Below are 26214 nucleotides of genomic sequence, written 5' to 3'. Positions count from 1 at the left end.
CGACGACCATGAGCACTACGGCAGAGTTCTTCTTCAAGTATCACGGCCTCGGCAACGACTTCATCGTGCTGGACTACCGCGAGGGGGGCACGGACATCGACGCGAGGTTCTCCCAGTGGCTGTGCGATCGGCGCAGGGGGGTTGGCGCGGATGGGGTGCTCAGCCTGCTGCCCTCGACTACCGCCCTGGCCCGCATGGTGGTCCACAACGCCGATGGCAGCATCGCGGAGATGTGCGGCAATGGCCTGCGGTGTGCGGTGAAGTATCTGGTGGACCACTCCGGCGAGAAGCCCGAGCGCATCGAGGTGGAGACGGGCGCGGGGATCCTCACGTGTATGCCCGGGTACGGCACGGATGGTGTCGCCGAGGTGGAGATCTCCATGGGGCCCGCGCGGCTCATCGCCCCCAACCTGCCCTCGGGCGCCACCGGCCAGCCCTTCCTGGGCGAGGAGGTTCCCGGCCACTCCGGGCTGCGTGGTTACGCCGTCAACATGGGCAACCCCCACCTCGTCCTGCTCGACCAGCCCCTGGAGGACGCCGGCCGTCTGGGCCCCGAGCTCGAGCGCCATCCGGGCTTCCCGGAGCGCACCAACGTGGAGTTCGTCCGGATCACCGAGGAGGGCCTGGCCATCGTCGTGTGGGAGCGGGGCTGTGGGCTGACGGAGGCCTGTGGCACCGGGGCCTGTGCGGCGGCCGTGGCGGCGGTGCTCGCCCGGCGGCTCCCGGCGGATGCCTGGCTGCGTGTCACGCTGCCGGGCGGGGACCTGCACATCCGGGTGCCCTCGGACCTGTCGGACGTTCGGCTCCGTGGGCCTGTCTCCTTCGTCTTCACGGGCGTTGTCCCGGATCTCCCGGGCCGGTAACCTCGCCGTCTCCCCCCCTCCCGTCGAGTCCTCCGCCGTGGCTGGCCCCATTCTCGTCGTCGATGACGACAACTTCTTCCGGCAGCTCGCTTCCGACATGCTCTCCCGGAAGGGCTACCTCGTCGTCCCCGCCGCGAACGCCGCCCAGGCCCTGGAAGCGGCCACGCACGAGACCTTCGATATCGTCATCACCGACCTGGTGATGCCCGAGCTGGACGGCTTCGGCCTCACCACGAAGCTGCGCGAGCGCGACCCCGAGCAGGAGGTCATCCTCGTCACCCAGCGCACGGACGTGAAGGGCTCGGCCATGGCCCTGAGCGCCGGGGTGGCGGTGGTGCTCGCCAAGCCCGTCGACGAGTCGGACCTGCTGCTCGCGGTGGAGCGCGCCATGGAGCGCGTCCAGCTGCGCCGCGAGCGCTCCAAGCTCCAGACGGAGAACCTGGAGTTCGCCCGCTACCAGAACCTCCACCAGCGCTGCCTGGAGCTCCTCTCCCAGCCGGACCTCGAGTGGCTCCAGGAGCGGGTGGCGGCCGAGCTCGCCGCGGTCTGCGATGCCCAGAGCGCCGCCCTGTGGATCGCCGATGACCGGGGGCACCTCATCCTGCGTGCCTACCGGGGCCTGCTGGACAAGCAGTTCCTCGCCGAGCGCATGAGCCCGGATGGGCCGCTCGGCAATCGTCTGCGCGAGGCCATGCCGTGGATCGCCCGCGACGAGCGCTCGCCGGTGCTCTACGTCCCCTTCGTCATCGGCGGGGAGATCATGGGCCTGGCGCAGCTGTCGGATCCGGTCGCCGGTGACTTCCGCTCCGAGCACGTGCGCTACGCCAAGATTCTGGGCGACTCGGCCGCGGTGGGCGTGAAGAACGGCCGGCGGATGCTGGCGCTGCAGCGGTTGGGCCTGCGGGACCGCGACACCGCCGCCTACAACCTCAGCTACTTCACGGACTACGCCTCCAAGGAGATCTACAAGGCGCGGCGCTACGGGCGGACGTTCTCGCTACTGACGTTCTCCGTGGACAACCTGCCGCTGGTGCGCATGCGCCTGGGCGTGCCGGACGCGAAGCTGGCGGTGCGCGGCATCATCAAGGCGTTCGGGCGCATCGTCCGGGACTCGGACGTCATCGCCAAGGCGAGCGAGCAGGAGTTCTACCTGCTGCTGCCGGAGACGGACTTCTTCGGCGCGATGATGTTCGTGCGGCGCGCCCTGGACGCGGTGCGCGCGGAGCCGGAGGCGCAGGAGGTGGAGTCGCGCCTGCCGCTGGCGCTGGTGGGCGGGGCGAGCACCTTCCCCAAGGACGGCGAGGACTTCGACGAGCTGGTGCACCGTTGCCGCCGGCGCATGGACGAGCGGCGCTGCTCGCTGCAGCGCAAGCTGATGCTGGACACGCTGCCCTTCTGGGACGAGGTGGACCTGCTGCTCGGTAATGCCTCCAGCCCCAAGCTGCCGGTGGAGGAGAGCGCGGAGCCCTCGCGCCGCGGCAAGGTGTCCGACGTCCTCTTCGACGAGCTGCAGTCGGAGATCGCCCGCGAGCTGATGAGGGATCCCAGCTCGCGCGGGCTGTTGTACGTGGGCGGGCCGGAGATCCGCGCGGACCTGCCGATTGCCCAGGGGCTGGAGTCGGCCTCGCCGGAGATGGCCTCGCGCATCTACCTGCTGGGGCGGCGCGGGGACCTGGACTCGCACCCGGCGCTCACGCCCGTCTTCCTGGAGGGGGACGAGCGCATGGCCCGGCACGAGTTCATCCTCTGGATGTCGGAGACGGCCTCGTACGCGCTCATCCAGCGCCGGGGACTCGGCGCCACGTGGGGATTCCACTCGTCGGACACCGCCGTGGTGGATGGGCTCATCACCCGCCTGCAGGTCGAGTACGACCTGCAGCCGTACTGACCCGGTAGGGAGCGACCATGGCCCAGGTTCGAAAGATCCTCATCGCCGATCCCGACCTCGAGTCGGTCCGTCCGCTGTCGCGCTCCCTGCGCACGCGGGGCTACCAGGTGCACTACGCGCCGGATGGCTCGCGCGCGCTGGAGGTGGCGGTGTTGCGCCATCCGGACCTCATCCTCTTCGATGAGGCGTGCCGGATGCTGGATGCGCGCACCTTCATCAACATCCTGCGCACCAACCCGCGCACGGACGACATCCCGGTGGTGGTCTCCACCGGCCAGTTCGAGGCGGACAGGCTGCGTGGTCTGCGCGACGGCTTCCTGCGCAAGCCCTTCAACATCGACGAGGTGCTCTCCCGCATCGAGCACGTCTTCCGCCGCAACGAGGCCGCGAAGGAGCTCAAGACCGAGGTCCAGGAAATCGAAGGCTCGCTCAGCCAGTTGAGCATCCCGGACCTGATGCAGATCCTCGGGATGAACAAGCGCAGCGGCAAGCTGACGCTGGAGCGGGGCAACGAGCGCGGGGAGATCGTCGTGGTGGACGGCCGCCCGGTGAACGCGCGGGTGGGCCGCGCCGAGGGTGAGAAGGCCCTCTTCCGGCTGCTGGTGTGGAGCGAGGGCTCCTTCACCTTCTCCCCCGGGAACACGGGCGGCAAGCCCCGCATCCAGCGCGCCGTGGACGACGCCCTGCTGGAGGCGATGCGCCAGGCGGACGAGGTGAACCGGCTGCTGCCGGGGTTGCCGGCGCGCAATGTCCGGCTGGTGCTCGCGCCGGAGGCGGACCTGGGGCAGGACCAGCACCCGGTGACGGCGCAGGTGGTGGAGTTGCTGCGTCAGCCGCGCGCGCTCGGCGAGGTGTTGGACCTGGCGCCGGCCACGGACCTGGAGGTGGTGGGCGTGCTGCACACGCTCCTCCAGAAGGGCGTGGCCCGCATGTCCGAGCCCGAGCGGGACGAGGGCAGTGGTCCGCTGCTCGGGCCCGCGGAGCTGCACTCGTTGCGCGGACGCATCCTCCGGGGCCGGGGTCCCTCGCGGGAGGCCACCGCCAAGGTTTTCGTCTGTGGCAGCGGCCCGGCGGTGGCGAGGCGGCTGCTGTCCCAGTTGCCGGGCATCGCGGCCGTGGCGGCCGAGCCCCCGGCGGTGCGGAGCGGCTTCGGGACGCTGGGGCGGTTGGATCTCAACGAGCTGCTGCACCTGGACTTCTGCGTGCTGCCTCCGGCGGAGGCGGCGAGGCCGCTGTGGCGTCCGTTCAGCTCGGGGGGCGTGGGTGCGCTGCTCTTCGACGCCTCGGAGGCGGCGGTGAAGCTGGCGCACTTCCTGGCCTGGGACATCCGCATGCCGGTGGTGCTTGTGGGCCATCAGGTTCCGCCGGAGCTGCAGGGGGCTCCCGCGGGCGCGGCCAGCGTGGGCGAGGACCTCATCGAGGCGGTGCGCAGCCTGCTGCTCCTGGCGCTCAACCCGGCGCCGATGCTGCCGGGTGTGCCGCAGGCGCAAGCACCCCGGCTCAACGTCACCGCTGGCTGAGCCCCTTCAGGGATGTCCGCGAAAGTGTGCCCCTGAGGAAAAGCGCCGGCAACGCGCCCATCTTCCCTCGCCCTCCGGGAGAGGGACGGGGTGAGGGTGCCACGCATCCCGGGTTGAACCCCCTGTCCCCACTTGAGGGCCACGGGTTGGAGAACGGGGACAGATACCCTCACCCCGTCCCTCTCCCGAGGGGAGAGGGGATATTGGTCACTGAAGGAGGGGGTTCACACCTCCCTCAGGCCGTCTTGGTCGTGGCGTCCTCTTCTCCGGTCAGCGGCTGCATCGCGGCGAGCAGGGAGCGCAGCCGCTGGAACTCGACGGGCTTGTCGATGCAGGGCATGCCCGTGGTGGCCAGGAAGGCGCGCGACTGCTCCGTGAAGGCTCCGCCCGTCATGAAGATGACCCGCCTGGCCTGCTCGGGCGCCAGCCGCGACAGCTCCTCGTAGAACCGGGGACCGCTCATCTCCGGCATCATCAGGTCGCACAGGATGGCGTCGAAGCGCCGGCCCGAGGTCAGCAACGCCAGCGCCTCCCGGCCATGGCTGAGCACGAGCACCTCGCAGTGCGCCTGCAGCAGCCGCTGGAGGGCCCGTCCGACGACCGTCTCGTCATCGAGGATCAGCAGGCGCTGCTTGAGCACCTTGCCCGGAGCGGGCTTCTCGGGCTTCTCCATGTCGCCGTGGGCCGTCTGCAGCCGGAGGTGGAACACGGTGCCGTGCCCCACCTCGCTCTCCACGGAGATCTCCCCGCCCATCTCGTTGAGGGTGCGGCGGCAGATGGCCAGTCCCAGGCCCGTGCCCACCCCCACCGGCTTGGTGGTGAAGAAGGGCTCGAAGATGCGCTCGCGCAGCTCCGCGGGGATGCCCCGGCCGGTGTCGTGGATCTCCACCCGGACGTGGCTGGGCCCGTCCTGGCGCGTCACCACGCGGATCTCATGCGTGGTGCTGTCACCATCTGGGATGGCGTCCGCGGCGTTGACCAGCAGGTTGAGGAAGACCTGGCCCAGGGGGGCCTCGCTGCCGAGCACCGGGGACACCGCCGTGTAGTCCTTCACGATGCGGGCGCGGTGGAAGATGTGGTTCCACGCCATCCGCAGCGACGAGTCGAGCACCCGGTGCACGTCCAGCGGGCCCCTCTGCTTCTCGTCCGGCCGGGAGAAGATCTTGATGTCGCGGACGATCTCCCGGATGCGCTCGGAGCACAGCATGCAGTCGCGCAGGGCCTGCTCCTGGTCCGCGGAGACGTTGGTCGAGCCCGCTTCCGGATTCAGCACGAAGTCCAGGTTGGCCATGAGCGAGGCCAGCGGGTTGTTGATTTCATGGGCCACGCTGGCGGCCAGCAGACCCAGCGACGCGAGCCGGTCCGATAGCAGCAGTTGCTCCTGCATCTTCCGGCGCTCGGCCCGGAGCGCCGCCTCGCGCAGCTCGCGGGCCACGGCGGGTCCCAGCCGGCTCAGCCGGTCCTTGAGCAGGAAGTCGTGGACGCCGGCCCGCATCGCCGCCACGGCGGTGTCCTCGCCAATCTGTCCGGAGACGATGAGGAAGGGCACGTCCAGTCCCCGCTGTTGCACCAGCGAGAAGGCGGCCAGCGCGTCGAAACGCGGCAGGGCGTAGTCGGCGATGATGGCGTCCCAGGGACCCGAGTCGAGCGCGCTCGCCAGCGCCTCGGCTGTCTCGACGCGCTTGTGGGTCACGTCGTAGCCGCTGCGCCGCAGCTCACGCAACACCATCAGGGCATCGTCCTCGAAGTCCTCGATGAGGAGCAGGTGGAGCGGTGTGGGCATCAAGCACTCCGTCTCGGGGTAGGGAGCTCGTTGAGGACGAGCCAGTACATGCCCAGCTGTCGCACCGCCTCGAAGAAGGCGGTGACGTCCACGGGTTTGTGGACGAAGCTGTTGACGCCGAGCTCATAGCCTTCCACCAGGTCCCGTTCTTCCTTGGACGAGGTGAGGATGACCACGGGCAGCGTCCGTGTGTGATCGTTGGCCCGGATGCGCCGCAGAACCTCCAGGCCGTCGATGCGGGGCAGGTGGAGATCCAGCAGCACCACCTGCGGCCGGATGTCTGGATCCCGCTCCGCGTGCCGGCCCTGCACGAAGAGGTAGTCGAGTGCCTCGGCCCCGTCGCGCACGACGATCACCGGGTTGTGGATGTTGCTCTTGCGGAACGCCCGGAGGGTCATCAGCTCGTCATCGGCATTGTCCTCGACGAGCAGGATGATGCGCTGGTGTGAATCATACATCATGGCGGTTCTCAATTGCCGCCGGCCGCGCTGGCCACGGGAGGCGCTGCAAGTGCGGCGGGCTCGTGGAGGGTGAAGAAGAAGGTCGCGCCCTGGCCCACCCGGCCCTCGCCCCACACGCGCCCTCCGTGGCGGCGGATGATGCGTTGCACGGTGGCCAGACCCACGCCGTTCCCCTCGAACTCCTGCTGCGTGTGCAGCCGTTGGAAGACGCCGAAGAGCTTCCTCTGGTACTCCATGTCGAACCCCGCCCCGTTGTCCCGGACGAAGTAGACGCGTCCGCTCCCGGTCTCCGGCAGCGTGCCGAACTCGATCTCCGCCACCGGTTTCTCGCGGGTGAACTTCCAGGCGTTGCCCATCAGGTTCTCCAGCACCAGCCGCAGCAGCTGGGAGTCCCCGCGGTCCACCAGGCCGTCCTGGAGCTGGAAGCGCACGGTGCGCTCGGGCTGCCAGCGCTGGAGCTGCTCGGAGATGGAGCGCGAGATGCCGGACAGGTTGACGTCCGTCTCCACGAACTCGGTGCGGTTGACGCGCGAGAGCGCGAGGATGCCGTCGATGAGCTCCGCCATGCGCTGGGACGAGGCGCGGATGCGCTGCAGGTAGTCCTGGCCCGTGGCGTCGAGCTTGTCGGCACAATCCTCGGAGAGGGCGAGCGTGAAGTTGGAGATGCTGCGCAGCGGGGCGCGCAGATCATGGGCCACGGAGTAGGCGAAGGCCTCCAGCTCGCGGTTGGAGAACTCGAGCTGGGCGGTGCGCTCGGCGATGCGGCGCTCCAGCTCCGCGTTGAGCTGGCGCACCTGCTCCTCGGCCTGACGGCGCTGGGTGATGTCGGTGATCATCGCCATGGCCCCGATGTACTTGCCGGTCTCGTCGTAGAGGGGACCGGTGGACACCAGGGTCCAGAGGATCGTCCCGTCCTTGCGCACCAGGCGGAAGTCGTTGAGGACGGCGGACCTGCCCTGGCGCCGATCCTCGACGTACTGGTGCATGAGGGGGATGTCATCGGGGCAGATGACGTCGAAGAGTGCCTTGGTCAGCATCTCCTCGACCGTGTAGCCCAGCATCTGGCACAGGTAGCGGTTGGCGTAGACGGTGTGGCCGTTGACGTCCACGGTCCAGAGTCCCTCCTGCGCGGACTCCACGAGCAGCTGGAAGCGCAGCTCGGTGCGGCGTTGATCGGCCTCGGCCATCCGCTGCTCGTGGGTGTCACGCAGGCTGAGGGTGACTCCGAGGATGTTCCCCTGGCTGTCGCGCACGGGGCGGGCGATCGAGTGGACGTGCCGGCCCTCCGGGTGCGTTGCATTGCGCATGAAGAGGTCCTCCTCGGGCGATTCCTCGCCGTGGAGGGCGCGGTAGATGGGCAGCCGCTCGGAGGGGCAGAGCGTCGTCGTGTCCGGCAGGAACACGCCGTAACGATCGCTCCAGACCTCGGGCGCGTCGGCCACGAGCCCCACGCCCAGAATCTTGCGGGCCGTGTCGTTGAAGTAGAGCAGCTGGCCCTTCGCGTCCGCGACGGCCAATCCTTCCGCCGCGTTGTCGAGGATGGCCCGCAGCAGGGGCTGGTACTGAGGCTGGAAGAGGCTTTCGGCCAGCTCGTCAGGGGGCAGGGTCGAGGAAGGCGTCGCGGTCATGGGATGGGCTGGAGGCCCGTCGAGCATAGCGATTCCCCCGAGCAGGAGTCATCCGGGCGACAGGCTTCCATGGACGGGCGGCCGGATGCTTCACCCCCAGAGCGGGAACCCTGGTGAAGGGATGATCCAGGAGTCCCAGCCAGGCTCAATCCGCCGCGACAGACCGGGCCGCTACACTGTCCAGGGTTCTTCACGGAAAGGGCCGGACACCCGGTGCTCCAGGGAAATCAGAGGTCTCCCGCGAGGGCGTCCCGCACGCCGGGTAGCTGGGCAAGCAACTCCAGCTCGGCGGCCTTCAAATGGGAGACGCGGCGGCCGGCGATGCGCTCGAAGTGGAGCTCGAGCCGGTGCTCGCCCTCGGCGTCGATGTGGCGGAAGAGGCGGGCGCGCCGGCCTTCCCGCACACAGGCGAGGATGTCCTGGTGGAGGCTCTTCAGCCGGCGGGACACCTTCAGCGCCATCCGACCCTCGGGGGTGTCGAACGTGTGGAAGTGCCGGTTGCGCGACAGGGGGCGCGCGGGATCATGGAGCCTCTCCACGAGGCGCCGAACGAATGGGTCCATCGACGCCGCAGGATAACATCCGCTACCCTGCATCTCAGCGATGCAATCGATATTTCCCCGCCTGCTCTACGTCCTGCCCCTGCTGCTTCCGCTTGCCTGCAAGGACCCGGAAACACTCTCCGTTCAAACCCAGGAGCAGAAGTTCCAGGCGAAGATGAGCGAGGGCCAGGCCCTGCTCGACAGTGGTGAGCCCGAGCAGGCGGCGAGGGCCTTCGAGGTGGCCTCGGGGCTGAGGCCCGACAACCCCGAGCCCCTGCTCATGATGGCCGAGGCCCGGCGCCGGGAGGGCAACACGGGGGCGTCCATCCTGGCGCTCAAGCGGGCCATGACGCTCAATCCGGCGCAGGCGCCGGAGATCAAACGGAAGCTCGCCGAGCGCCACGAGCAGGACGGGCGCCTGCGCGAGGCCATCTCCTTGTTGCTGGAGCTGCGCGAGTCCGACGAGCTCGGGGACCTGGACGTCCTCAGGCTGGCGCACCTGCAGACGGAGATGGGGGAGCACCAGGCCGCGTTCAAGACGCTGGAGCGCATCCTGCGCGAGCGCCCGGACGACGTGGATGCCAAGGTGGTGGAGGCGGAGATCCTCCTGGCCAAGGGCGACGAGGTGCTCGCCGGCAAGCTGATGGACCGGCTCCTGGAGGAGCAGCCGGGACTCACGGCGGCGCGGAAGCTGCGCGCCCGCTACTTCCTCCAGAGTGGCTACGCGGAGTACGCCGAGCAGGACCTGGCGGCGGTCCAGGGCGAGGAGGCCACGAAGCCGGACTTCGTCGCGCTGAAGGCGCGGATACTCACGAAGCTCGAGCGTCACGCGGATGTGGAGGCGCTGTTGACGGCGACGGTGGCGAAGTATCCGCAGAACGCGGACCTCATCGCCCGGCTGGCCGAGACGCGGCTGACGCTGGGGAACAAGGCCGGGGCGCTGGCGGCGGTGGAGCAGGCGCTGAAGGCGCAGCCGGACTCGGCCCGCGCGCTCTATGTCCGGGGCCGGGTGCATGAGACCCAGGGGGACCTGAAGCGCGCGAAGGAGGACTTCGGCGCCGCCCTCCAGCACAATCCCCGGCTGGCGCCGGCGCTCTCGCGGATGTGGCGGCTGCAGGAGAAGGCCGGCGAGAAGGAGGAGGCGCTGGTCACCGTGGAGCGGCTCGTGGACTCGGGCGAGGCCTCGCCGGAGGAGAAGGTGGGGCTGGCGAACCTGTACGCGCAGACGCGGCGGCGGCCCGATCGGGGCCTGAAGCTCATCGCCGAGGCGCTCAAGCGGGACCCGGGCAACCCCGAGTACCTGGACATCCAGAAGGCGCTGAAGAAAGCCCTGCCCAAGAAGAAGTCGTCAGGGCCCATCATCATCCGCGGTCGGCGCTGAGGGGACCGCCCGTGGCTACGCGGGCGGACGCTGTCCCCAGACACCGAAGATGGTGGGGCCGTAGAACCAGGCGTTCGGATCCCTCAGGCTCTCGGAGAACCCGTCGAACTGCTCGCGCGTGAGCAGCCGCGTCTTCTCCGCGTACGGCCAGTGCTGCTCGCCGGTGAGCCGGTGGAAATCGGCGGTGGGCGTCCCCCCGGAGAAGTAGAGCATCTCGCCCTCGGCGTTGACGTTCTGCAGCCCCAGCCGTTGGAAGGTGCGCGGCAGCGTCCGGGCCCAGTCCACGGCCGTGCCGGCGGCGCGTCCCATGGCGTGCATGATCTCCACCACCTGGAGGAAGGGCCCGGTCTCGTTCTGGAAGAGCGAGAAGGTCTCCATCTCCTCCAGCAGCAGCCAGCCGCCCGGCTTGAGCGTCGCGATCAGCCGCTCCACCAGCTCCTCCCGCTCGGCCAGATGCTGGAGCACCATCCGCGAGTGCACGAGATCGAAGGTCTTCTCGGGAGGACTCATCGTGCGGATGTCCTGCTGGCGCACCTCGAGGGTGGGCCCGGCCGCGTCGGCGACGAACTCGGTGTTCATGTCCACGGCCAGCACATGGCCGTGCGGTGCCACCCGGTAGCGCATCCAGCGCGCGATGGAGCCGCTGCCACAGCCCACCTCGAAGCAGCGCCAGCCCTCCTTGATGCCCAACCCCTCGATGCGCCGCAAGGTGATGTGATCAGTCATCCCCTCGATGGCCTGCAACCGTTGGCGCCCCTGCACGCCGGAGTTGCCCAGGTCCTGTTTGTAGCCCTGGATCTTCGCTGCCACCGTCTCGACCTGTGAGGTCATGTGGTCCACCCGAGATGTATTGGGGGCGCGAGCATAGCGTGTGGACCCCAGGCTTTCCGACCCCCCTCACAACGCGGACCCACTCCCCTCCGGTGGGACCCTCTTGCTTTCACTTCTGGACAGCACGACCACGTGGCCGGTGACGGGTTGACCGGCCTGCTTGCGCAGAGTCTCTTCCCGCTCCAACACCGGGTGCAGGTAGGCCGCGCTGGCACAACTCCGAAGGTAATCGAGGTGGTGGACGTAGCGCGCGCTGGGCTGGAGCCGGTACCCCGGCGCGGTGCCTTTCTCCACGGTGAAGGCGAACAGGCCACCGGGGGCGAGCCGCCGGGCCACGTGCTGGAAGAGTGTTTCCAGCGCGCCGAAGTAGACCAGCACGTCCACGGCGACGATGAGCTCGTGACTCTCCGTGGAGGCGGCGAGCTCCGCGGTGATCTCCCCGGCCCGGAGCACGTCGTACACGCCGCGCTCGCGCGCCTTGTCCAGCATGCCCGTGGACAGGTCGATGCCCTCGAGCCGCCGGGCGAAGGGCCGGAGGAGGGGACCCGCCAGTCCGGTGCCGCACCCCAGGTCGAGCACGTCGAGCTCCCGCCGTCCGCCGAGCACCGAGCTCACCGCGTCCACGAGCCGCTCGGGCGCGCGATAGGAGAGGAAGCCGCGCAGGCTGTCGTCGAAGCTGGGGGCGTAGAGATCGAAGAGCGCGGCGACATGGGCGTCGGCCATGCGCTCCGGAGGGGCGCCGCCGGTCTCGGCCGCTTCCATATAGGCGATCGCCGCTTCCCGGGCCGGCTCGGGGATGCGCATCTCGTGGCAGCGCCGCGCGTGCAGGTGGCGGCGGAGTTGAACCACCTCGCTGGCGCGCCCGTTCTCCTGGAGGATGGAGATGAGCATCTTCAGCGAGTCCTTGTCGTCCGGCTGCTGGTCGAGGTGCTCGCGCAGCGCCGCCTCCGCCGCCAGCGGCTCGCGCCAGGACCACAGCACATGGGCCGCGTAGGTGGCGGGCACGAGCTCCGCCCCTTCGAATCCACACGCTTCCAGGCGCGCACGCCAATCGATGGGAGAGGGCTTCATGGGGTTCTCCCAGAAGGTACACCCGGGGTGATCCACATGGCCATTGACGCCGGGCTCGCTCCCTTGGAAGCGTGGCGTCATGGACAACATGGTGCGGGCAACCAGGTACGCGGTGGTGACGGGCGCCTCCAGTGGCATCGGCCGGGAGCTGGCGTCGCTGCTGGCGCGTGAGGGGTATGCGCTGGTGCTGGTGGCCCGGCGCACCGGACCCATGCAGGAGCTGGCGGATCAGCTCCAGCAGGCCCATGGAGTGCCCTCGGTGGTGCTGGGAGCGGACCTGGCCTCGCCCGAGGGCGTGCCCACCGTGGTGGACGAGCTGAAGAAGCGCCAGCTGGACGTGGAGGTGCTGGTGAACAACGCGGGCTTCGGCCTGGCGGGGAACTTCGAGGCGCTGCCGGCGGAGCAGCAGGTGGGGATGTTGGACCTCAACGTCCGGGCGCTCACCGTGCTCACCCGCGAGCTGGTACCGGGGATGGTGGCGAGGCGGCGCGGGTACGTGCTCAACGTGGCCTCGCTGGCGGCCTTCACGCCGGGCCCCTTCATGTCCGTGTACTACGCGAGCAAGGCGTACGTGCTGTCCTTCTCCACCGCGCTGCACGCGGAGCTGAAGGGGCAGGGGGTGACGGTGACGGCGCTGTGCCCGGGGTTCACCGAGACGGAGTTCGCCGCGCGGGCGGCGGAGCACCAGAAGGCCCGGCTCTTCAGCGGGCCCATGGGGACGAGCACCGCGCGCCATGTGGCCGAGGCGGGCTACCGGGCCCTGAAGCGGGGCAAGGCGGTGGTGGTACCCGGGCTCCCCAACCGTCTCTCGGCCTGGTTCATGCCGCTGGCTCCGCTGGCGTTGAGACTGCGCATCGCCGGGTACATGAACGCGAGCGGCTCCTGAAGGGGAGGGCGCCCATGGCCAGCGGGGGCCTCCTGCCTCCAGAATGGGCCGGGGAGGAGCGTTCGATGAGTGGGGACAAGCGGTGCCCTTCGTGCCGGGGGCGGATGCAGCGGTTCTTCGCGGTCGGGGTGGAGCTGGACCGGTGCCGCTCGTGCCGGGGCGTGTGGCTGGACGCGGGGGAGCTCTCCGAGGTGCTCCTGAGGGACGTGTCGCCGCGGCCGGTGGCGGGCCGGAGCGAGCGCCCGTGTGCCTTCTGCTCGCGCCCGATGCGCACCGCCCAGCTTCCCGGAGGCGTCGCGGTGGAGACGTGCGAGCGCTGCCGGGGCGTCTACATGGACGAGGGCGAGCTGGAGCACCTCTCCTTCGGGACGGAGGAATCGGCGCCGCTCGCCGCGAACGTCAACCCCGAGAAGCGGTTCTTCTTCTTCTACTGCGTGAACTGTGGCGAGCGCTTCCCGCTCAACGAGGCGAGGAATGGAGAGGGCGGGCTGCACTGCCCGGGCTGCGCCCCTGCCGCGCAGCCGCCTCCCGCCGAGGAGGAACAGCCGGTGAAACAGGTGGGCGGATGGTTGAGCCGGTGGTTCGGCCGGAGTTAGAGAGACGGGATGAACAAGCGCTACCGCTGCACCATGTGCGACTACATCTATGATCCAGCCGCGGGCGATCCCGACTCCGGCATTCCGCCAGGCACGCCCTTCGAGCAGATCCCCGACACCTGGTATTGCCCCCAGTGTGGCGCGGGCAAGGCCGACTTCGAGCCGATGGAGGGCTAAGCGGCGGGGCGGCGCAGCACGTAGACGACGCGCTGGGAGCCGGGCTCGATGGGCTGGATCTCGCTCTGGGTGAAGGGCGCGCCGACCAGCTCCATCATCGCGTCCATGTTGCCGTGCATGAAGTGCGGGTCGATGCCCGGCGTAGAGCCCAGGGCGGCGTAGAACTCGGGCATCACCTCGAAGGTGACCTCGAGCGCGCCGTCCGGCAGGAAGCGGGTCCGGGCCGACAGGAAGTTGGTCCCCGACTGCAGCCCGCGTGAAATCCGGCCCAGCGAGCGCTCCCAGCCGAGCATCCGCAGCATGGCGAACACGGCCCGGCCCATGGTGGTCTGGCCGTACCCGTCCACCAGCTTGCGGCCGATCCGGTAGCGGGCCTGCTCATTGGAGACGTCCGGGAAGAGAACCTCCGCGCACACCCCGACGGCGGCGAACCACGTCGGCACCGAGTAGGCGACGAGGAACGGATGATCCAGGTCGATGCCGATCTTCTTGAGCCGTGCCCGGGTATGGGAGTCGAGCCGCTCCTTGAAGGCGTGCTTGAAGAGGGCCTCCACCACCTGACTGAAGATGACGGGTTCCTTCCGGGTCACGGCAGCGGTCATCATCGAGCATCCCTGGGACGAATGGGTACCCAGCTCAGGATCTGGCCCTCATTCGTGACCAGTCCGGGCGCAGGGTACCCCCTACGTGGTGGCATCTACCACCATCTCCGGAGATTTGGGTCCCGGAGTTGTGTCCCAAGGTAGGACATCGTCCTCCCTGTAAGAGGCGCTACTGGATGAGGTCCGCCTGGCGGGTGGCGGTGTTGCGGACGAGGCCGAAGTGGCCCTCGGAGAGGGTGTAGCTGGCGTTCTCGTTGGCGAGCTGGCTGGAGTGGACGCCGTCCACGGTGCACACGCCGGTGGCGCAGACGATCTCATCCGAGTTGCTCTTGAGGGAGTAGATGCGGGTGGCCATGCGCTTGCCGTGGATACCGGTGAGGAAGGGGCTCTTCACGGACAGGCCCCAGTAGCCGCAGGTGGAGGTGATCACGTTGAAGGGGTAGGTGCCGCAGGTCCACAGGCCGCGGTAGCCGGCGGCGATGCCCACGAAGGCATCCACGCGGCTCTGCACGCCCAGATCGAGGATGGCCTTGATGGCGAGCGTCACGCCCATGGAGTGGCCGATGACGTCGATCTTCCCGGTGCACGAGCGGGAGAGGGCCTGGTTGATGGCGTCGCGGACCGGGGTCTCCTCCGAGCCGGAGTGGTCGTTACAGGCGGCGCACGTCTTGGAGCCCCAGCTGGGGCGGAAGATGTCCGCGGCGGCGTACCCGCGGGAGATCAGCGTGTTGTAGGTGTTGTTGTAGTCCGATGGATAGGAGGTGTTGCCGTGCACCAGCACCACCGCGTCCCGGCACGTCTGCGCGCTGGCGGTAGCCGCGGCGAACCCGACGGCGAGGACGGACAGAAAACGCACTGCGCTCGACAGCCGCTTCAGCTCCATGGTGCTCCTCCGGGGGAGTGCCGTCCTCCTGGGACGGTACGGCCGGGGAGCCTTCATGAATCATGATTCAGGTGTCAAGAACGGATTCCCGGATTCAGAGAAAGCAGTGGATCAGCGGGAGGAGGGCAATCCCTCGGCGGTCTCGACGACTTTCTCGAGGGCTTTGATTCCCTTGCGCTGGCCCACGGCCACCACGGTGAGGTTCTCCCGGGCGAAGTAGCGCCGGGCCACGTCGCGCACGTGGGCCGCGCTGGCGGCGTCCACCAGGTCCGCCCGGAAGCCGAAGGACTCGGGCCGGCGGAACAGCTCCGTCCCGCCGAACCACCCGGCCAGCTCGCCCGGCGAGTCCTGCGAGAACTCCAGCAGCATCCGGTGCCGCCGTTTGGCGCGTGCCAGCTCCTCCTCGCCCACCGGCGTGGTGCTCAGCTCTCCCAGCACCCGGAGCACCTCCGCCACCACCAGCGACGCCCGGTCCGGAGCACACGCGGCTTCGATCTCGAAGATGCCCGCGTCGTGGAAGGCCTCCAGCGAGGCGTGCACCGAGTACGCGAGTCCCCGCTTCTCCACGATCTCGAAGGGCAGCCGCGAGGACAGCCCGTCATCCAGGAAGCGCCGCAGCAGTTGCAGGGCGGGCCAGTCCTCGTGGTGCTCGGGGACGGTGCGGAAGCTGATGCGGAACTCCGTCTGGGCCTCGTCGTGGGTGACCACGTGCAGCCGGGGCCCGGCGGGCGTGGGCGGCGGCGGCAGCTCGACGCTCTCGGGGCCCCGGGGCAGCCGGGCGAAGTGGCGCTCCACCCGCGCGAGCACCTCGTCGTGCTTCACCCGGCCCGCCGCCGTCACCACCATGTTGCCGGTGACGTAGTGGCGTGCGAAGTGCTCGCGGATCTGCTCGTGGGAGAGCAGAGAGACGGACTCCTTCGTGCCGGCGATCTTGAAGGCGAGCGGGTGGCCGGGGAAGAGCATCCGCTTGGACAGGTTGTCGATGTCGATGTCCCGGCCCTTCTCGTCCACCTCGTCGAGCATCTCCTCGAGGATGATGTTCCGCTCCACCTCCATGTCGGTGAGCCTGGGGCGGGTGAGCATGTCCCCGAGGATTTCCAGGCCCACGTCCAGGTGCGCCGGGTGCAGGGGGGTGTAGTAGTAGCCGTGATCTCTCGTGGTGACGCCGTTGAGGTTGCCGCCCACCTCCTCGACGGCGGAGTTCATCTTCACGGTGTCCGGCCAGCCCTCACTGCCGCGGAAGAAGAGGTGCTCGAGGAAGTGGCTGACGCCGTTGTTGGCGGCCATCTCGTGGCGGCTGCCGGTGCGCACGTACACCGCGAGCAGGGCGGTGTGCAGGTGCGGGGTCTCGACGGTGACGACGCGCAGCCCGTTGGGCAGGACGTCGCGGTGGTAGGTGAAGCTCATGCGCGGGGAAGCCTGACGGAGAAGGTGGTGCCCTGGCCGGGCTCGCTCTGGCACCCGAGCGCGCCGCCGTGGGCCTTGAGGATCTGCTGGCTGACGGCGAGCCCCAGGCCCGTGCCGTCTTCCTTGGTGGTGAAGAAGGGTTCGAAGATGCGCGAGCGCACGGCGTCCGTCATGCCGCGCCCGGTGTCCTGGATGCGGACCTCCACCTCGCGCTCGTGCACGCGCGTGGTGATGGTGAGCCGGCCGCCGTCGGGCATGGCCTCGCGGGCGTTGCGCAGCAGGTTGAGGAACACCTGGCGCAGCTGGCCCTCGTCGGCCAGGGCCTGGGGCGGAGCCTCGGCGAGCTCGCGCGCCACCTCCACGTGGGCGCGCTCCAGCTCCTCGCGGGAGAAGTCCAGCACGCTGGCCAGCACCTCGGTGACGTCGGTGGGCTCGAGGCTGGGCCGGGGTGGGCGCGCCATGCGCAGGTACTGCTCCGTCACCTCGGTGAGCCGATCCACCTCGCGGGTGACGGCGGCGAGCAGCTCGCGCGACTCGCGGGCGTCGGCCGGGGACTCGAAGTGGGCGCGCTCGAAGGCGTCCTGCATCAGCTCCACGTTGAGGCCGATGGAGGACAGGGGATTGCGCACCTCGTGGGCCACCTGGGCGGAGATGCGGCCCACGGCCGCCAGTTGCTCGGCGCGCATGAGGGCCTCGGCCTGGGCCTTGAGCTGGGCCTCGCGCGCCTGGAGCGAGCGGGCCATGGCATCGAACTCGCGGGCGAGCACCGCCACCTCGTCATCGCCGCGCACGCCCAGCTGGGCGCTGTAGTCGCCCTTGCCGATGCGGGACACGCCCTCGATGAGGGTGCGCACCGGGCGCAGCGTGCGGGCGGACCAGGCGGTGGCGCCCAGGCCCACGCCGATGGCCAGCACGGACAGGGTGATGATGGCCAGGCCCGTGCGCCGCTCGCGGTCCTCGGCCCCGTCCACGCGCTCGCGGATGCGGTTGCTCAGCGCGGCGCGCAGGAAGCGGATGTCCCGGCCGATGGAGGACTCCTGCTGGCGCAGCTCGGCGGTGGCGCGCGCCACTTCCTCCGCCAGGGGCTGCTCGTTGGAGAGCACCGTGAAGACGGCCTCCGCCGCCCGCCCGTAGGCCTGGTAGCGGTTGGAGAGCTCCCCGAGGCGCGACTCCAGATCCTGGACGAAGTGCACCTCCCCCGTGGGGGCCATGGTGCGCACCTCGCCGGCCCTCGCCTTCGCCGCCTGCAGCCGCTCCGCCATGAGCGAGGGGAAGTACAGCCGCGCCAGCCGGATGAGGGCCCGCCGCGTCTCCACGCTGCCCTCCTCGAGCAGCCGCTCGGTGTCCTTCTCCTGGTTGGTGTGGAAGGACTCGAGCGCGGCCGCGTCCTGCGACAGCTGGAGGTAGCCCTGGCTCACCAGGCGGATCTCCAGACGGTTGCGGTGCAGCTCGGCCACGCTGAAGAGAGACACCGCGCCGAAGGTGACGAGCACCACCGCGTAACCGAGGAAGATGCGGGTGGCGAGCGAGAGCTTCATTCAGGGGCAGAGGCCGCGTTGACCACGGCCGGAAGCCATCGCTACGCTCGCGACGGTCCGAGCGCAAGCCATCTTTGCCTGCGCCGTGGCCGGATACCGCAAAAGGGGAACACCATGGGCCGGAGTATCAACGGGTGGACCTCGTCCGCCCGGGGGGGCATCGCGAAGGGCAGGGGCCGTTCGCCCGGTTGGAAGGCAGGGGTGGCGGCGCTGGGGCTCCTGAGTGCCTGTGGGCCCTGGGAGGCTCATTACGAGGTGAATCTCCTCTCCCAGATCTGCGCGACCCGCCCCGCGCCGGGGCGGACCCGCTACCTGCGTTTCCGCGTCACGGCCCCCGACATGGAGCCCGTGGAGCGCTATGTCCCGGTGGAGCAGGGCACGGCGGAATTGCCGATCGTCCCGCCCGGAAAGGGGCGCGTGCTGGAGGTGCGCGGTTATACGGACCTGCCTCGCGCGGGAGGCCGCGTGGTGGCCCTGGGCCGCTCCCGTGCCTTCGAGGTGCCGGCGTCGGCCGGGGATGCGCGTCCGACCGTCTCCGTCGCCATCCGCCAGGTGGATACGTACACGTATCCGAGCACGGCCCAGGGGGAGTGTGGGTCGCTCGCCGAGCCTCGCGCGGCCCATACCGCCACGTTGCTCGAGGACGGCCGGGTGCTGCTGGCCGGGGGCTACCGGACCGGCTCGGACGGCATGGACTCCACGGTGTCCTCGGCGGAGCTGTTCGATCCGATGACGGGCACGGTGACCCCGGTGCCAGCGTTGGATTCAGCGCGGGCGTTCCACACCGCGACGCGGCTGCCGGGCGGCAAGGTGCTGCTGGCGGGCGGTGAGGTGCGAACGGTGGAGGGCGTGCTGCCCATGCGGAGCGCCCGGGTGCTGGACGTGGCCCAGGGCACCTCCACCGAGGTGGAATTGGCGGTGGCGCGCAGTCACCACGCGGCGGCGGTGGACGCGGGCGGACGGGTGCTGTTCGTCGGCGGAGTGGGAGCGGGGGGCGAGGTGGTGGCTCGGGCCGAGGGGTATGACTCCGCGACGGGCCAGGTGTTGTCCGTGAGCACGCCGGTGCCCCGGGTGGGCATGGCGGCGATGCCGGTGCAGGACGGCCGGCGCATCGCCGTGGTGGGCGGCTCGGATGGAGCGGAGTTGCGGCCGGAGGTGCTGTTCTTCTCCTTCGAGGGTGGCTCCTTCGTCCCGGTGGGCGAGGGCGCCCGGCTCCGGGAGCCCCGGCGCGACGCGGCGCTCGTGCCGTTCGGTGGGCCGGAGCGCTTGCTGTACGTGGGGGGACATGCCTCGCCTGGCGGTGTGGAGGACGCGCGCCTCCTGGCCTCCTCGGAGCTCGTCTCTCCCGATGCGGCGGCACAGGTGTCCCCGGGGCCCCAGGTGTTCGCCCGGAGCGGGCTGTGCGCGGTGGCGCTCCCGGATGGCCGCGTGATGACTCTCGGGGGCGTGCGCGGGCCCATGAGCGACCCGCATGTGGAGTTGCTCGTCCCCGGCCGGGATGGCGCCGCTCCGGCCCTGCTCGGGTTGACGCCGCCGGCAAAGCCGCGTCATCACCACTCGTGCACGGTGCTGGAGGATGGCTCGGTGCTCATCGCCGGTGGTCAGTCAGCGGATGGGAGCGAGCGGACGACGTTGGACGACCTCCTCGTCTACACGCCGGTTCCGCTGGACTGACGGACCTACGGTGGGGGCCCGGTGTGGTGCAACCCGGGACCCCCGATACCCTCACCCCGTCCCTCTCCCGAGGGGAGAGGGGATGTTGGGGGTAGAGGGAACTGCTGGGGGAACTGCTGGATGGGAGTGAGGCTCAGGCGCTCGGCGTCTGGGCCTTCTCGTCCTGTTGGGGCTCGGTCTTCGCCGACTGCTCACCCGGCGTCGTGGGCTCGCTCGCCGCCGCCACCGCCTGCTGCTGCGCCGCCTCCGCCGTGGCCCGGGCCTGAGAGGCCTCCTCCACCTTCCGGTCGCTCGCCGCCATCTCGTCCGGCGTCAGCTCCGTGCGCTCGGCCAGCATGCCCGTCTTCTTCTCCAGGTCCTTGATCGCCCGGCGCAGCAGGTCCCGCTCCAGCAGCGTGCGGTTCAGCCGCTTCTCCAGCGCCTTGTACTTGTCCTTCACCAGCTCCAGCTCGTTCTTGCTGGCCGCGAAGATGCGCTGCTGCGAGTCCGCCCGGCCCTTGATGCGCTTCACCTCGCGATCCAGCTCGGCCGACCGGCTGCGCTCCTTGTTCGCCGTCTGCTCCAGCCGCTCCATCTTCTCGCGGTCGGCGTCGTTCAGCTCCCGGTAGCGGCGCGGGGCCTTCTCCGCGGCGGGCTCGGCGGCGGCGGCGGGCACCACCGTCGTGGTCGCGGTCACCACCCGCTCCTCCGGCTGCGCCGGGGCCGACAGCTGCTGAGACGGCGGGGCAGCCACCACCGCGGGCGCCGGAGCGGGCGCGGGAGCGGCGCCACGGCGGCCACCCTTGCCGCCCATCTCCATCTCGGACTTCAGGCGGGCGATCTCCGCCTCGGCCTGGGCCAGCTCACCCCGGACCACCTCCAGCTGCAGGGACGCGTTGCGCTCCACCTCGGCGCGGGCCTTGGTCAGGTCCTTCTCGCCCTTCTCCGCCTCCTTCTGCTCGTAGAGCTTGCGCTTGGCCTGCTTGAGCTGCTCCTTCACCTCTTGCAGCTGCGTGCGCTGTTCATCGGCCTCCTTGCGCTTGCGATCCAGCTCCGCCTCCAGCTTCGCGCGCGCCTTGGTATCCGACTCCAGCTCCGCCCGCGCCGAGGGCGAGGACGACGAGGTGGGGAGTGCCGCGGCCTGCTTCTGGCCGAAGAACACGTAGGCGAGCGTGGCGAGGAAGAGCACCGACACGACGACGAGCAGAACTTCCAACACGGGGGTGACCTCCGGGGACTATGCAAAAAGCGGCGCAGCCTAGCGTCCGGCGGCGGCACGTCAATAGGGTCTCGTCGCCCGCCCTCCAGCCGCCAGACCGGGCCCCGCCCCGCTCGCTCTCTACGGCGGGGTGGGGATCCGCTGCTCAAGTTAGGGGCCAGGGTGCCGGGGTGCCGGGAGGGCTCGGGGGGTGGTCCGCGGGGCAGGGGGGCTTTCTCCGGGACCAGGAAAAACGTTAAAGGTGGGGGCTCGCGCACCGTCCTGGAGGAACCCCGCGTCATGGCTCACCTGGAGCTCATTCCCAAGGAGAACGTTTCCAGTTTCCGCAAGCTGGCCATCGGCAGCTGGAAGACGGCGTACGACCCGACCGTGTACGGGACGATGACGCTGCGCATGGACAAGGCCCTGGCCTACATCGAGGCCTTTCGTGTGAAGACGGGCATCCGGCTCACCGTCACCCACCTGCTCGCCAAGGCCATGGCCGAGGCGCTGCGCCGCTGCCCGGACGCCAACGCCATCCTGCGCTACAACCGCATCTACCTGCGCAAGCGCATCACCATCTCCACCCTCGTGGTGCAGACGGACGGCGGCAAGGTGGATCTGACCGCGGCGAAGATCGACGACGCGGAGCAGAAGTCCCTCCGGGAGATCGCCGCCGAGCTCGAGGCCGCCGTGCAGAAGGTCCGCCAGCGCAAGGACGAGGCGCTGGAGAAGAGCAAGGGCACCATCCACGCGCTGCCCTACGTCTTCCTCAACTTCTTCACCTGGCTGATCTCCTTCTTCCTGTACACGCTGAACTGGGACATGACGTGGGCGGGCATGCCCCGGGATGCATTCGGCTCGGCCATCATCACCAACGTGGGCTCGCTGGGACTGGACACGGCGTACGTGCCGCTGGTGCCCTACACGCGCGTGCCCATCTTCATCGCCCCGGGCGCCATCAAGGACGCCCCCGTGGTGGAGGACGGCAAGGTGGTGCCCGGCAAGCTGATGAACGTGAACGCCTCGTTCGATCACCGCTTCATCGACGGCTTCCACGCCAGCATCCTCGCCAAGACGTTCCGCGAGATGCTGGAGAACCCCTTCGAGCACTTCGACAAGCTCGACGAGGTGGCCCCCGCGGTGCCGGCGGACGTCAAGCCGCCGGTCTCGGCCGCGGGGTAGTCACCCGGGCTCCCTTACGCCCAGGCCCTGCGCCAGGTCCGGGAGCCCATGCTCGCGCTCATCTCGCGCAGGCGCCGCACCCGCTCGGGGATGGGCGGGTGGGTGGAGAACAGGCCCATGATGGCGCCGCCGGACAGCGGGTTCACGATGAAGAGGTGCGAGGTGGCCGGCGCCCGGTCATAGGGCATCAGCTCCGCGCCACGCTCCAGCTTCATCAGCGCACTCGCCAGCGCATCCGGATCCCCACACAGCTCGGCCCCCGTCGCGTCCGCGCCGTACTCGCGCGAGCGGCTCACCGCCAGTTGCAGCAGCGTGGCGGCGATGGGCGCCACCAGCAGCACGCCCAGGTTGCCCAGCGTGTGCCCCAGCCCCTCCTCTTCATCATCCCGGCTGAGCAGCGAGCCGCCGAACCAGAAGAGCATCTGCGCCGCGTAGCTGATGACGCCCGCCAGCGTGGCCGCCACCGTGCCAATGAGCGTGTCGCGGTTCTTCACGTGCGCCAGCTCGTGCGCCAGCACGCCCTCCAGCTCCCGCTGATCCAGGAGGTCCACGATGCCGGCCGTCACCGCCACCGCGGCGTGCTCCGGGTTGCGGCCCGTGGCGAACGCGTTGGGCGTCCGGGTGGGCAGCAGGTACAGCTTCGGCTTGGGCATGCCCGCGCGCGCGGCCAGCCGCTCCACCATCTGGTGCAGCCACGGCGCCTCCGCGTACTCCAGCGGCTGCGCCCCGTGCATCGCCAGGGCGATCCGATCGCTGAACCAGTACGAGCCGAAGTTCATCACCACGACGAAGAAGCCCGCGACGACGAGCCCTTGTGGGCCGCCCAGGCGCTCGCCGACGAACAACAGGAGCGCCGTGAGTCCCGCCAGCAGCACCGTCGTCTTCAGCGCGTTGCTCAGCCGGTGTCCCCAGCCGCTTCCGCGCACGCCCCCTCGGGGCATCGACGATCCATACATCCCGCCAGCACTCATGACGTTGCCTTGCCTTTCCTTTCCCCTCTCGGGTACGGGATCAACCTAAACAGGCGGCGGGGCGCGTCAAACGCACCGGGATGCGGAGGGACGGGCTAGAGGTAGAAGCGGTCCACCACGCCCCCGGTCCTCTGGAGGATGGCGCTCCAGCCCACCCATCCATCGATGGGCCCCTTGTCGGCCAGGTGCTCGGCCCCCAGCGCTCCCAGCGAGCCCGTGCACCCCTGCACCGTACCCAGCCCGGACTCGCGCACGTGCTCCAGCAATTGCCTCAAGGTAGGGATGCGGCGCGTCTCGAAGCGGTCCGCCACGTCCTCGCGCGGTGGGTCGAAGTCCGGATCGTCCAGCCGGCCCTCGAGGAAGCGCTCCAGCGCCCACCAGAAGAGGTACACCTCCACCTTCCGGCCCGACGCCACCGCCGCCGCCGCGATGGACAGCCCCTGGTGGACGCGGTCGTAGTCGCCGCTATGCAGGAAGACGACCACCTTGGGCGCGGGAGTACTCACGCGGCCCTCATACCGTCCACCCTCCCACCCGTCCACACGCACTCATTGTGCGGGTGCGTTGAACAGCCGTGGCTTGCGCCTGCCTGCCCTATCTTGCTAGGGAACCGAGGATATCGGACACTCTCGGCGTTCTTGTAATTTTTCAGGCACATGGTTCCTACACAGGGCAGGCGGGACGTCATGGGTGAGGAGGCGACGGCGAAGCGCAAGGACGATCACCTCGACCTGTGCGCGACCGGAGACGTCGAGCCAGCGCAGAACAGCACCTTGCTGGAGTGCGTACGGCTGGTTCATTGCGCGATGCCGGAGATGGCCGTGGAAGAGGTGGATCTCTCCACGGAGTTCCTCGGCAAGAAGCTGCGTTACCCGCTGTTGATCACCGGCATGACCGGAGGCACGGAGCGCGCCGGGGTGGTGAACCGGGATCTGGCGCTGCTGGCCGAGCGGCACGGGCTGGCCTTTGGCGTGGGCAGTCAGCGCGCCATGGCGGAGAACCCGCAGGCGGGCGCGACCTATGAGGTGCGGCAGGTGGCGCCCACGCTGCCGCTGCTGGGCAACATCGGCCTGTACCAGGCGGTGGAGCTGGGCGTGGATGGGGTACGGCGGCTGGCCGAGGCCATTGGCGCGGACGGCATGGCGCTGCACCTCAATGCCGGCCAGGAGCTCACCCAGCCGGAGGGCGATCGCGACTTCCGCGGTGGCTACAAGGTGGTGGAGGGCCTGGTGCGTGCCTTCGGCTCGCGCCTGCTGGTGAAGGAGACGGGGTGTGGCATCGGCCCCGAGGTGGCGCGCCGGCTGGTGGAGCTGGGCGTGCACAACCTGGACGTCTCCGGGCTGGGCGGCACCTCGTGGGTGCGGGTGGAGCAACTGCGCGCCACGGGTGTGCAGGCCCAGGTGGGCGCCGAGTTCTCCAGCTGGGGCATCCCCACGGCGGCGGCCATCGCGACCGTGCGGAGGGCCGTGGGCCCGGACGCCCGGCTGGTGGCCTCGGGTGGACTGCGCACGGGCCTGGACGCGGCCAAGGTGCTCACCCTGGGCGCGGACATCGCCGGCATGGCGTTGCCTCTCTTCCGCGCGCAGCAGCAGGGCGGACTAGCGGGGGCCGAGCAGGCACTCGCCACCATCCTCACCAGCTTGAGGCAGGCGCTCGTGCTCACCGGCAGCCGCACCTGCGCTGAGCTGCGTCAGAAACCCCGGATCATCGTGGGGGAGTTGAAGGACTGGCTCGCGGCACTGTAGGGATTATTCCCGCGGCTCCGAATTGCCTTCCGTAGTGGAGAAACGAATGTCTGAATCGCTGACGTCCCGGTTGTCCGGTTTCCACAAGCTGTCGATGGTCGAGCGCCACGAGAAGCTCTCTCAGATGCTGGGCCTGGACGAGATGGACCTGGCGCAGCTCCAGGGCATCAGCGCGCTGCAGCCGGGCCTGGCGAACAAGATGATCGAGAACGCCGTGGGCACGTTCTCGCTGCCGATGGGTCTGGGGTTGAACCTGCAGATCAACGGCCGCGACTACCTGGTGCCCATGGCGGTAGAGGAGCCGTCCGTGGTGGCGGCGGTGTCCTTCGCCTCCAAGATCGTCCGCGAGGCGGGCGGCTTCACCGCCGAGGCCGATGAGCCGATCATGATCGGCCAGGTGCAGCTCACCCGGTATGGGGATCCCACCGAGGCGACCAAGCGCATCGTCGCCGCCAAGGAGGCGATCCTCGCGCTGGCCAACAGCTTCCACCCGTCCATGGTGAAGCGCGGCGGTGGCTGCAAGGACATCGAGGTGCGCGTGCTGCCGGCCCCCGAGGGGCCGCGCGGTGAGCCGCTGCTCGTGGTCCACCTGATCATCGACACGCAGGAGGCCATGGGGGCCAACCTCATCAACACCATGGCCGAGGGCGTGGCCCCGCTGCTCGAGCAGCTCACCGGCGGCAAGGTGTTCCTGCGCATCCTCTCCAACCTGGCGGATCGCCGGCTGGCGCGCGCCACGTGCCGCATTCCGGTGGAGCTGCTGGCGGACTTCGACATGCCGGGCGACTCCATCGCCGAGGGCATCTACCAGGCGAGCCGTTTCGCGCTGGCGGATCCATACCGGGCGGCCACGCACAACAAGGGCATCATGAATGGCATCGACTCGGCGGCCATCGCCGCGGGCCAGGACTGGCGCGCCATCGAGGCGGGCGCGCACGCCTTCGCCTGCCGGGATGGGCAGTACCGGCCGCTGTCGACGTGGCACGTGGAGGACGGGCACCTGATTGGCCGCATCGAGCTGCCCATGGCGCTGGGCATGGTGGGCGGTCCCATCAAGATCCACCCGGGCGTGCAGGTGGCGATGAAGATCCTGCGCGTGGAGTCGGCGCGCGAGCTGTCCATGGTCTTCGCGGCGGTGGGACTGGCGCAGAACTTCGCGGCGGTGCGCGCGCTGGGCTCGGTGGGCATCCAGAAGGGCCACATGGCGATGCACGCGCGGTGCGTGGCGGTGACGGCGGGCGCTCGCGGTGACTGGGTGGAGAAGATCGCCGAGCTGCTGGTGACGGCGGGTCACGTGAAGGTGGAGAAGGCTCGGGAGATCATCGAATCGCTGTCGGAGTCGGACTTCCGCGCGGCCACTGGCACCGACGGGTAAAACCATCCTCTCCCACCGGGAGAGGGCCGG

At 69.7% G+C, this 26214-nt stretch carries 24 protein-coding genes; 11 read left to right on the top strand and 13 right to left on the bottom strand.

All coding sequences use genetic code 11. From position 1 onward, the window contains the following. Window positions 1-8 precede the first annotated feature (8 nt). The 3 genes from dapF to BO221_RS49625 are packed head-to-tail and all read left to right on the top strand — an operon-like array spanning window position 9 to window position 4271. Window positions 9-863 carry a diaminopimelate epimerase gene (gene dapF, locus BO221_RS49635; RefSeq protein ID WP_073567964.1) on the top strand — a complete coding sequence of 285 codons (855 nt, stop codon included), beginning with the start codon at window positions 9-11 and terminating at the stop codon, window positions 861-863. 37 nt (window positions 864-900) lie between these two features. Continuing rightward, window positions 901-2751: a response regulator gene (locus BO221_RS49630; protein WP_073567963.1), complete on the top strand. Its 1851-nt coding sequence runs from the start codon at window positions 901-903 to the stop codon at window positions 2749-2751. A gap of 17 nt (window positions 2752-2768) precedes the next feature. Beyond that, window positions 2769-4271 carry a DUF4388 domain-containing protein gene (locus BO221_RS49625; RefSeq protein WP_073567962.1) on the top strand — a complete coding sequence of 501 codons (1503 nt, stop codon included), beginning with the start codon at window positions 2769-2771 and terminating at the stop codon, window positions 4269-4271. A 235-nt stretch (window positions 4272-4506) separates the two neighbouring features. Here the strand turns inward: BO221_RS49625 and BO221_RS49620 are convergent, their stop codons facing one another. The 4 genes from BO221_RS49620 to BO221_RS49605 form a co-directional block, all read right to left on the bottom strand. Further along, window positions 4507-6054 carry a response regulator gene (locus BO221_RS49620; protein ID WP_073567961.1) on the bottom strand — a complete coding sequence of 516 codons (1548 nt, stop codon included), beginning with the start codon at window positions 6052-6054 and terminating at the stop codon, window positions 4507-4509. Continuing rightward, window positions 6054-6515: a response regulator gene (locus BO221_RS49615; protein WP_233166615.1), complete on the bottom strand. Its 462-nt coding sequence runs from the start codon at window positions 6513-6515 to the stop codon at window positions 6054-6056. The genes BO221_RS49620 and BO221_RS49615 overlap by 1 nt, the downstream gene beginning before the upstream one ends. A gap of 8 nt (window positions 6516-6523) precedes the next feature. After that, window positions 6524-8143 carry a PAS domain S-box protein gene (locus BO221_RS49610; RefSeq protein WP_073567960.1) on the bottom strand — a complete coding sequence of 540 codons (1620 nt, stop codon included), beginning with the start codon at window positions 8141-8143 and terminating at the stop codon, window positions 6524-6526. Window positions 8144-8370: 227 nt separating this feature from the next. Next, the gene (locus tag BO221_RS49605; RefSeq protein WP_073567959.1) at window positions 8371-8706 is read right to left on the bottom strand and encodes a hypothetical protein; all 336 of its coding nucleotides are present in this window, start codon (window positions 8704-8706) and stop codon (window positions 8371-8373) included. Between the two features lie 40 nt (window positions 8707-8746). On the opposite strand from BO221_RS49605, the gene BO221_RS49600 reads away from it, so the two are divergent. Continuing rightward, complete coding sequence (locus BO221_RS49600; RefSeq protein WP_073567958.1) at window positions 8747-10066, top strand: lipopolysaccharide assembly protein LapB; 1320 nt, start codon at window positions 8747-8749, stop codon at window positions 10064-10066. A gap of 15 nt (window positions 10067-10081) precedes the next feature. On the opposite strand, the gene BO221_RS49595 is transcribed toward BO221_RS49600, so the two are convergent. After that, window positions 10082-10897, bottom strand: a complete 816-nt coding sequence (locus tag BO221_RS49595) for a class I SAM-dependent methyltransferase (protein ID WP_073567957.1) — start codon at window positions 10895-10897, stop codon at window positions 10082-10084. A 66-nt stretch (window positions 10898-10963) separates the two neighbouring features. Continuing rightward, on the bottom strand, window positions 10964-11968 hold the full coding sequence (locus BO221_RS49590; RefSeq protein ID WP_073567956.1) for a class I SAM-dependent methyltransferase: 1005 nt from the start codon (window positions 11966-11968) through the stop codon (window positions 10964-10966). Between the two features lie 79 nt (window positions 11969-12047). Here BO221_RS49590 and BO221_RS49585 point away from each other — a divergent pair, with 79 nt between their 5' ends. The 3 genes from BO221_RS49585 (at window position 12048) to rd (ending at window position 13627) form a co-directional block, all read left to right on the top strand. Then, window positions 12048-12854 (top strand): SDR family oxidoreductase, encoded by an 807-nt coding sequence (locus tag BO221_RS49585; RefSeq protein WP_073567955.1) that lies wholly within the window; start codon window positions 12048-12050, stop codon window positions 12852-12854. A gap of 65 nt (window positions 12855-12919) precedes the next feature. Then, a complete protein-coding gene (locus BO221_RS49580) occupies window positions 12920-13450 on the top strand; it encodes a zf-TFIIB domain-containing protein (RefSeq protein ID WP_158080054.1) in 531 nt (176 codons plus the stop codon). Window positions 13451-13459: 9 nt separating this feature from the next. Continuing rightward, window positions 13460-13627: a rubredoxin gene (gene rd, locus BO221_RS49575; RefSeq protein WP_073567953.1), complete on the top strand. Its 168-nt coding sequence runs from the start codon at window positions 13460-13462 to the stop codon at window positions 13625-13627. Here the strand turns inward: rd and BO221_RS49570 are convergent. From BO221_RS49570 to BO221_RS49555, 4 genes are all read right to left on the bottom strand, one after another. Further along, window positions 13624-14232, bottom strand: coding sequence for a DUF2378 family protein (locus BO221_RS49570; RefSeq protein WP_073567952.1), 609 nt, complete (start codon window positions 14230-14232; stop codon window positions 13624-13626). The genes rd and BO221_RS49570 overlap by 4 nt on opposite strands. A gap of 166 nt (window positions 14233-14398) precedes the next feature. Beyond that, a complete protein-coding gene (locus BO221_RS49565) occupies window positions 14399-15112 on the bottom strand; it encodes a lipase (protein ID WP_073567951.1) in 714 nt (237 codons plus the stop codon). A 111-nt stretch (window positions 15113-15223) separates the two neighbouring features. Further along, on the bottom strand, window positions 15224-16519 hold the full coding sequence (locus tag BO221_RS49560; RefSeq protein ID WP_073567950.1) for a pitrilysin family protein: 1296 nt from the start codon (window positions 16517-16519) through the stop codon (window positions 15224-15226). Further along, a complete protein-coding gene (locus tag BO221_RS49555) occupies window positions 16516-18057 on the bottom strand; it encodes a HAMP domain-containing sensor histidine kinase (protein ID WP_073567949.1) in 1542 nt (513 codons plus the stop codon). Before BO221_RS49555 ends, BO221_RS49560 begins: the two co-directional genes overlap by 4 nt. Window positions 18058-18171: 114 nt before the next feature. On the opposite strand from BO221_RS49555, the gene BO221_RS54580 reads away from it, so the two are divergent. After that, the gene (locus tag BO221_RS54580; RefSeq protein WP_143196149.1) at window positions 18172-19731 is read left to right on the top strand and encodes a kelch repeat-containing protein; all 1560 of its coding nucleotides are present in this window, start codon (window positions 18172-18174) and stop codon (window positions 19729-19731) included. 133 nt (window positions 19732-19864) lie between these two features. Here BO221_RS54580 and BO221_RS49545 read toward each other — a convergent pair whose 3' ends face one another. Next, entirely contained in the window at window positions 19865-20926 is a 1062-nt protein-coding gene (locus tag BO221_RS49545) for a cell envelope biogenesis protein TolA (RefSeq protein ID WP_073568012.1), read from the bottom strand. Window positions 20927-21208: 282 nt separating this feature from the next. Here BO221_RS49545 and BO221_RS49540 point away from each other — a divergent pair, with 282 nt between their 5' ends. Further along, the gene (locus BO221_RS49540; RefSeq protein WP_073567947.1) at window positions 21209-22093 is read left to right on the top strand and encodes a 2-oxo acid dehydrogenase subunit E2; all 885 of its coding nucleotides are present in this window, start codon (window positions 21209-21211) and stop codon (window positions 22091-22093) included. 14 nt (window positions 22094-22107) lie between these two features. On the opposite strand, the gene BO221_RS49535 is transcribed toward BO221_RS49540, so the two are convergent. After that, on the bottom strand, window positions 22108-23034 hold the full coding sequence (locus BO221_RS49535; protein WP_233166614.1) for a zinc metalloprotease HtpX: 927 nt from the start codon (window positions 23032-23034) through the stop codon (window positions 22108-22110). Window positions 23035-23159: 125 nt separating this feature from the next. Then, the gene (locus BO221_RS49530) at window positions 23160-23570 is read right to left on the bottom strand and encodes a hypothetical protein (protein WP_233166613.1); all 411 of its coding nucleotides are present in this window, start codon (window positions 23568-23570) and stop codon (window positions 23160-23162) included. 180 nt (window positions 23571-23750) lie between these two features. Here BO221_RS49530 and fni point away from each other — a divergent pair, with 180 nt between their 5' ends. Together fni and BO221_RS49520 are read left to right on the top strand one after the other, a co-directional pair. After that, window positions 23751-24809 (top strand): type 2 isopentenyl-diphosphate Delta-isomerase, encoded by a 1059-nt coding sequence (gene fni / locus BO221_RS49525; protein ID WP_073567945.1) that lies wholly within the window; start codon window positions 23751-23753, stop codon window positions 24807-24809. A 46-nt stretch (window positions 24810-24855) separates the two neighbouring features. Further along, the gene (locus BO221_RS49520; RefSeq protein ID WP_073567944.1) at window positions 24856-26184 is read left to right on the top strand and encodes a hydroxymethylglutaryl-CoA reductase, degradative; all 1329 of its coding nucleotides are present in this window, start codon (window positions 24856-24858) and stop codon (window positions 26182-26184) included. Window positions 26185-26214: the final 30 nt, after the last annotated feature.

Source organism: Archangium sp. Cb G35 (assembly GCF_001896145.1).
GTDB lineage: Bacteria > Myxococcota > Myxococcia > Myxococcales > Myxococcaceae > Archangium > Archangium violaceum.
This window is presented reverse-complemented; position numbering and strand designations above follow the sequence as displayed.

Excerpts from the sequence above, each read along its gene's own strand:
- BO221_RS49605 (WP_073567959.1), bottom strand. The coding sequence starts at position 8,706 with ATGGACCCATTCGTTCGGCGCCTCGTGGAGAGGCTCCATGATCCCGCG.
- BO221_RS49540 (WP_073567947.1), top strand. The coding sequence starts at position 21,209 with ATGGCTCACCTGGAGCTCATTCCCAAGGAGAACGTTTCCAGTTTCCGC.
- fni (WP_073567945.1), top strand. The coding sequence starts at position 23,751 with ATGGGTGAGGAGGCGACGGCGAAGCGCAAGGACGATCACCTCGACCTG.
- BO221_RS49610 (WP_073567960.1), bottom strand. The coding sequence starts at position 8,143 with ATGACCGCGACGCCTTCCTCGACCCTGCCCCCTGACGAGCTGGCCGAA.
- BO221_RS49555 (WP_073567949.1), bottom strand. The coding sequence starts at position 18,057 with ATGAAGCTCTCGCTCGCCACCCGCATCTTCCTCGGTTACGCGGTGGTG.
- BO221_RS49590 (WP_073567956.1), bottom strand. The coding sequence starts at position 11,968 with ATGAAGCCCTCTCCCATCGATTGGCGTGCGCGCCTGGAAGCGTGTGGA.
- BO221_RS49565 (WP_073567951.1), bottom strand. The coding sequence starts at position 15,112 with ATGGAGCTGAAGCGGCTGTCGAGCGCAGTGCGTTTTCTGTCCGTCCTC.
- BO221_RS54580 (WP_143196149.1), top strand. The coding sequence starts at position 18,172 with ATGGGCCGGAGTATCAACGGGTGGACCTCGTCCGCCCGGGGGGGCATC.
- BO221_RS49620 (WP_073567961.1), bottom strand. The coding sequence starts at position 6,054 with ATGCCCACACCGCTCCACCTGCTCCTCATCGAGGACTTCGAGGACGAT.
- BO221_RS49580 (WP_158080054.1), top strand. The coding sequence starts at position 12,920 with ATGAGTGGGGACAAGCGGTGCCCTTCGTGCCGGGGGCGGATGCAGCGG.
- BO221_RS49520 (WP_073567944.1), top strand. The coding sequence starts at position 24,856 with ATGTCTGAATCGCTGACGTCCCGGTTGTCCGGTTTCCACAAGCTGTCG.
- BO221_RS49600 (WP_073567958.1), top strand. The coding sequence starts at position 8,747 with ATGCAATCGATATTTCCCCGCCTGCTCTACGTCCTGCCCCTGCTGCTT.
- dapF (WP_073567964.1), top strand. The coding sequence starts at position 9 with ATGAGCACTACGGCAGAGTTCTTCTTCAAGTATCACGGCCTCGGCAAC.
- BO221_RS49585 (WP_073567955.1), top strand. The coding sequence starts at position 12,048 with ATGGACAACATGGTGCGGGCAACCAGGTACGCGGTGGTGACGGGCGCC.
- BO221_RS49535 (WP_233166614.1), bottom strand. The coding sequence starts at position 23,034 with ATGCCCCGAGGGGGCGTGCGCGGAAGCGGCTGGGGACACCGGCTGAGC.
- rd (WP_073567953.1), top strand. The coding sequence starts at position 13,460 with ATGAACAAGCGCTACCGCTGCACCATGTGCGACTACATCTATGATCCA.
- BO221_RS49560 (WP_073567950.1), bottom strand. The coding sequence starts at position 16,519 with ATGAGCTTCACCTACCACCGCGACGTCCTGCCCAACGGGCTGCGCGTC.
- BO221_RS49595 (WP_073567957.1), bottom strand. The coding sequence starts at position 10,897 with ATGACCTCACAGGTCGAGACGGTGGCAGCGAAGATCCAGGGCTACAAA.
- BO221_RS49570 (WP_073567952.1), bottom strand. The coding sequence starts at position 14,232 with ATGATGACCGCTGCCGTGACCCGGAAGGAACCCGTCATCTTCAGTCAG.
- BO221_RS49615 (WP_233166615.1), bottom strand. The coding sequence starts at position 6,515 with ATGATGTATGATTCACACCAGCGCATCATCCTGCTCGTCGAGGACAAT.
- BO221_RS49625 (WP_073567962.1), top strand. The coding sequence starts at position 2,769 with ATGGCCCAGGTTCGAAAGATCCTCATCGCCGATCCCGACCTCGAGTCG.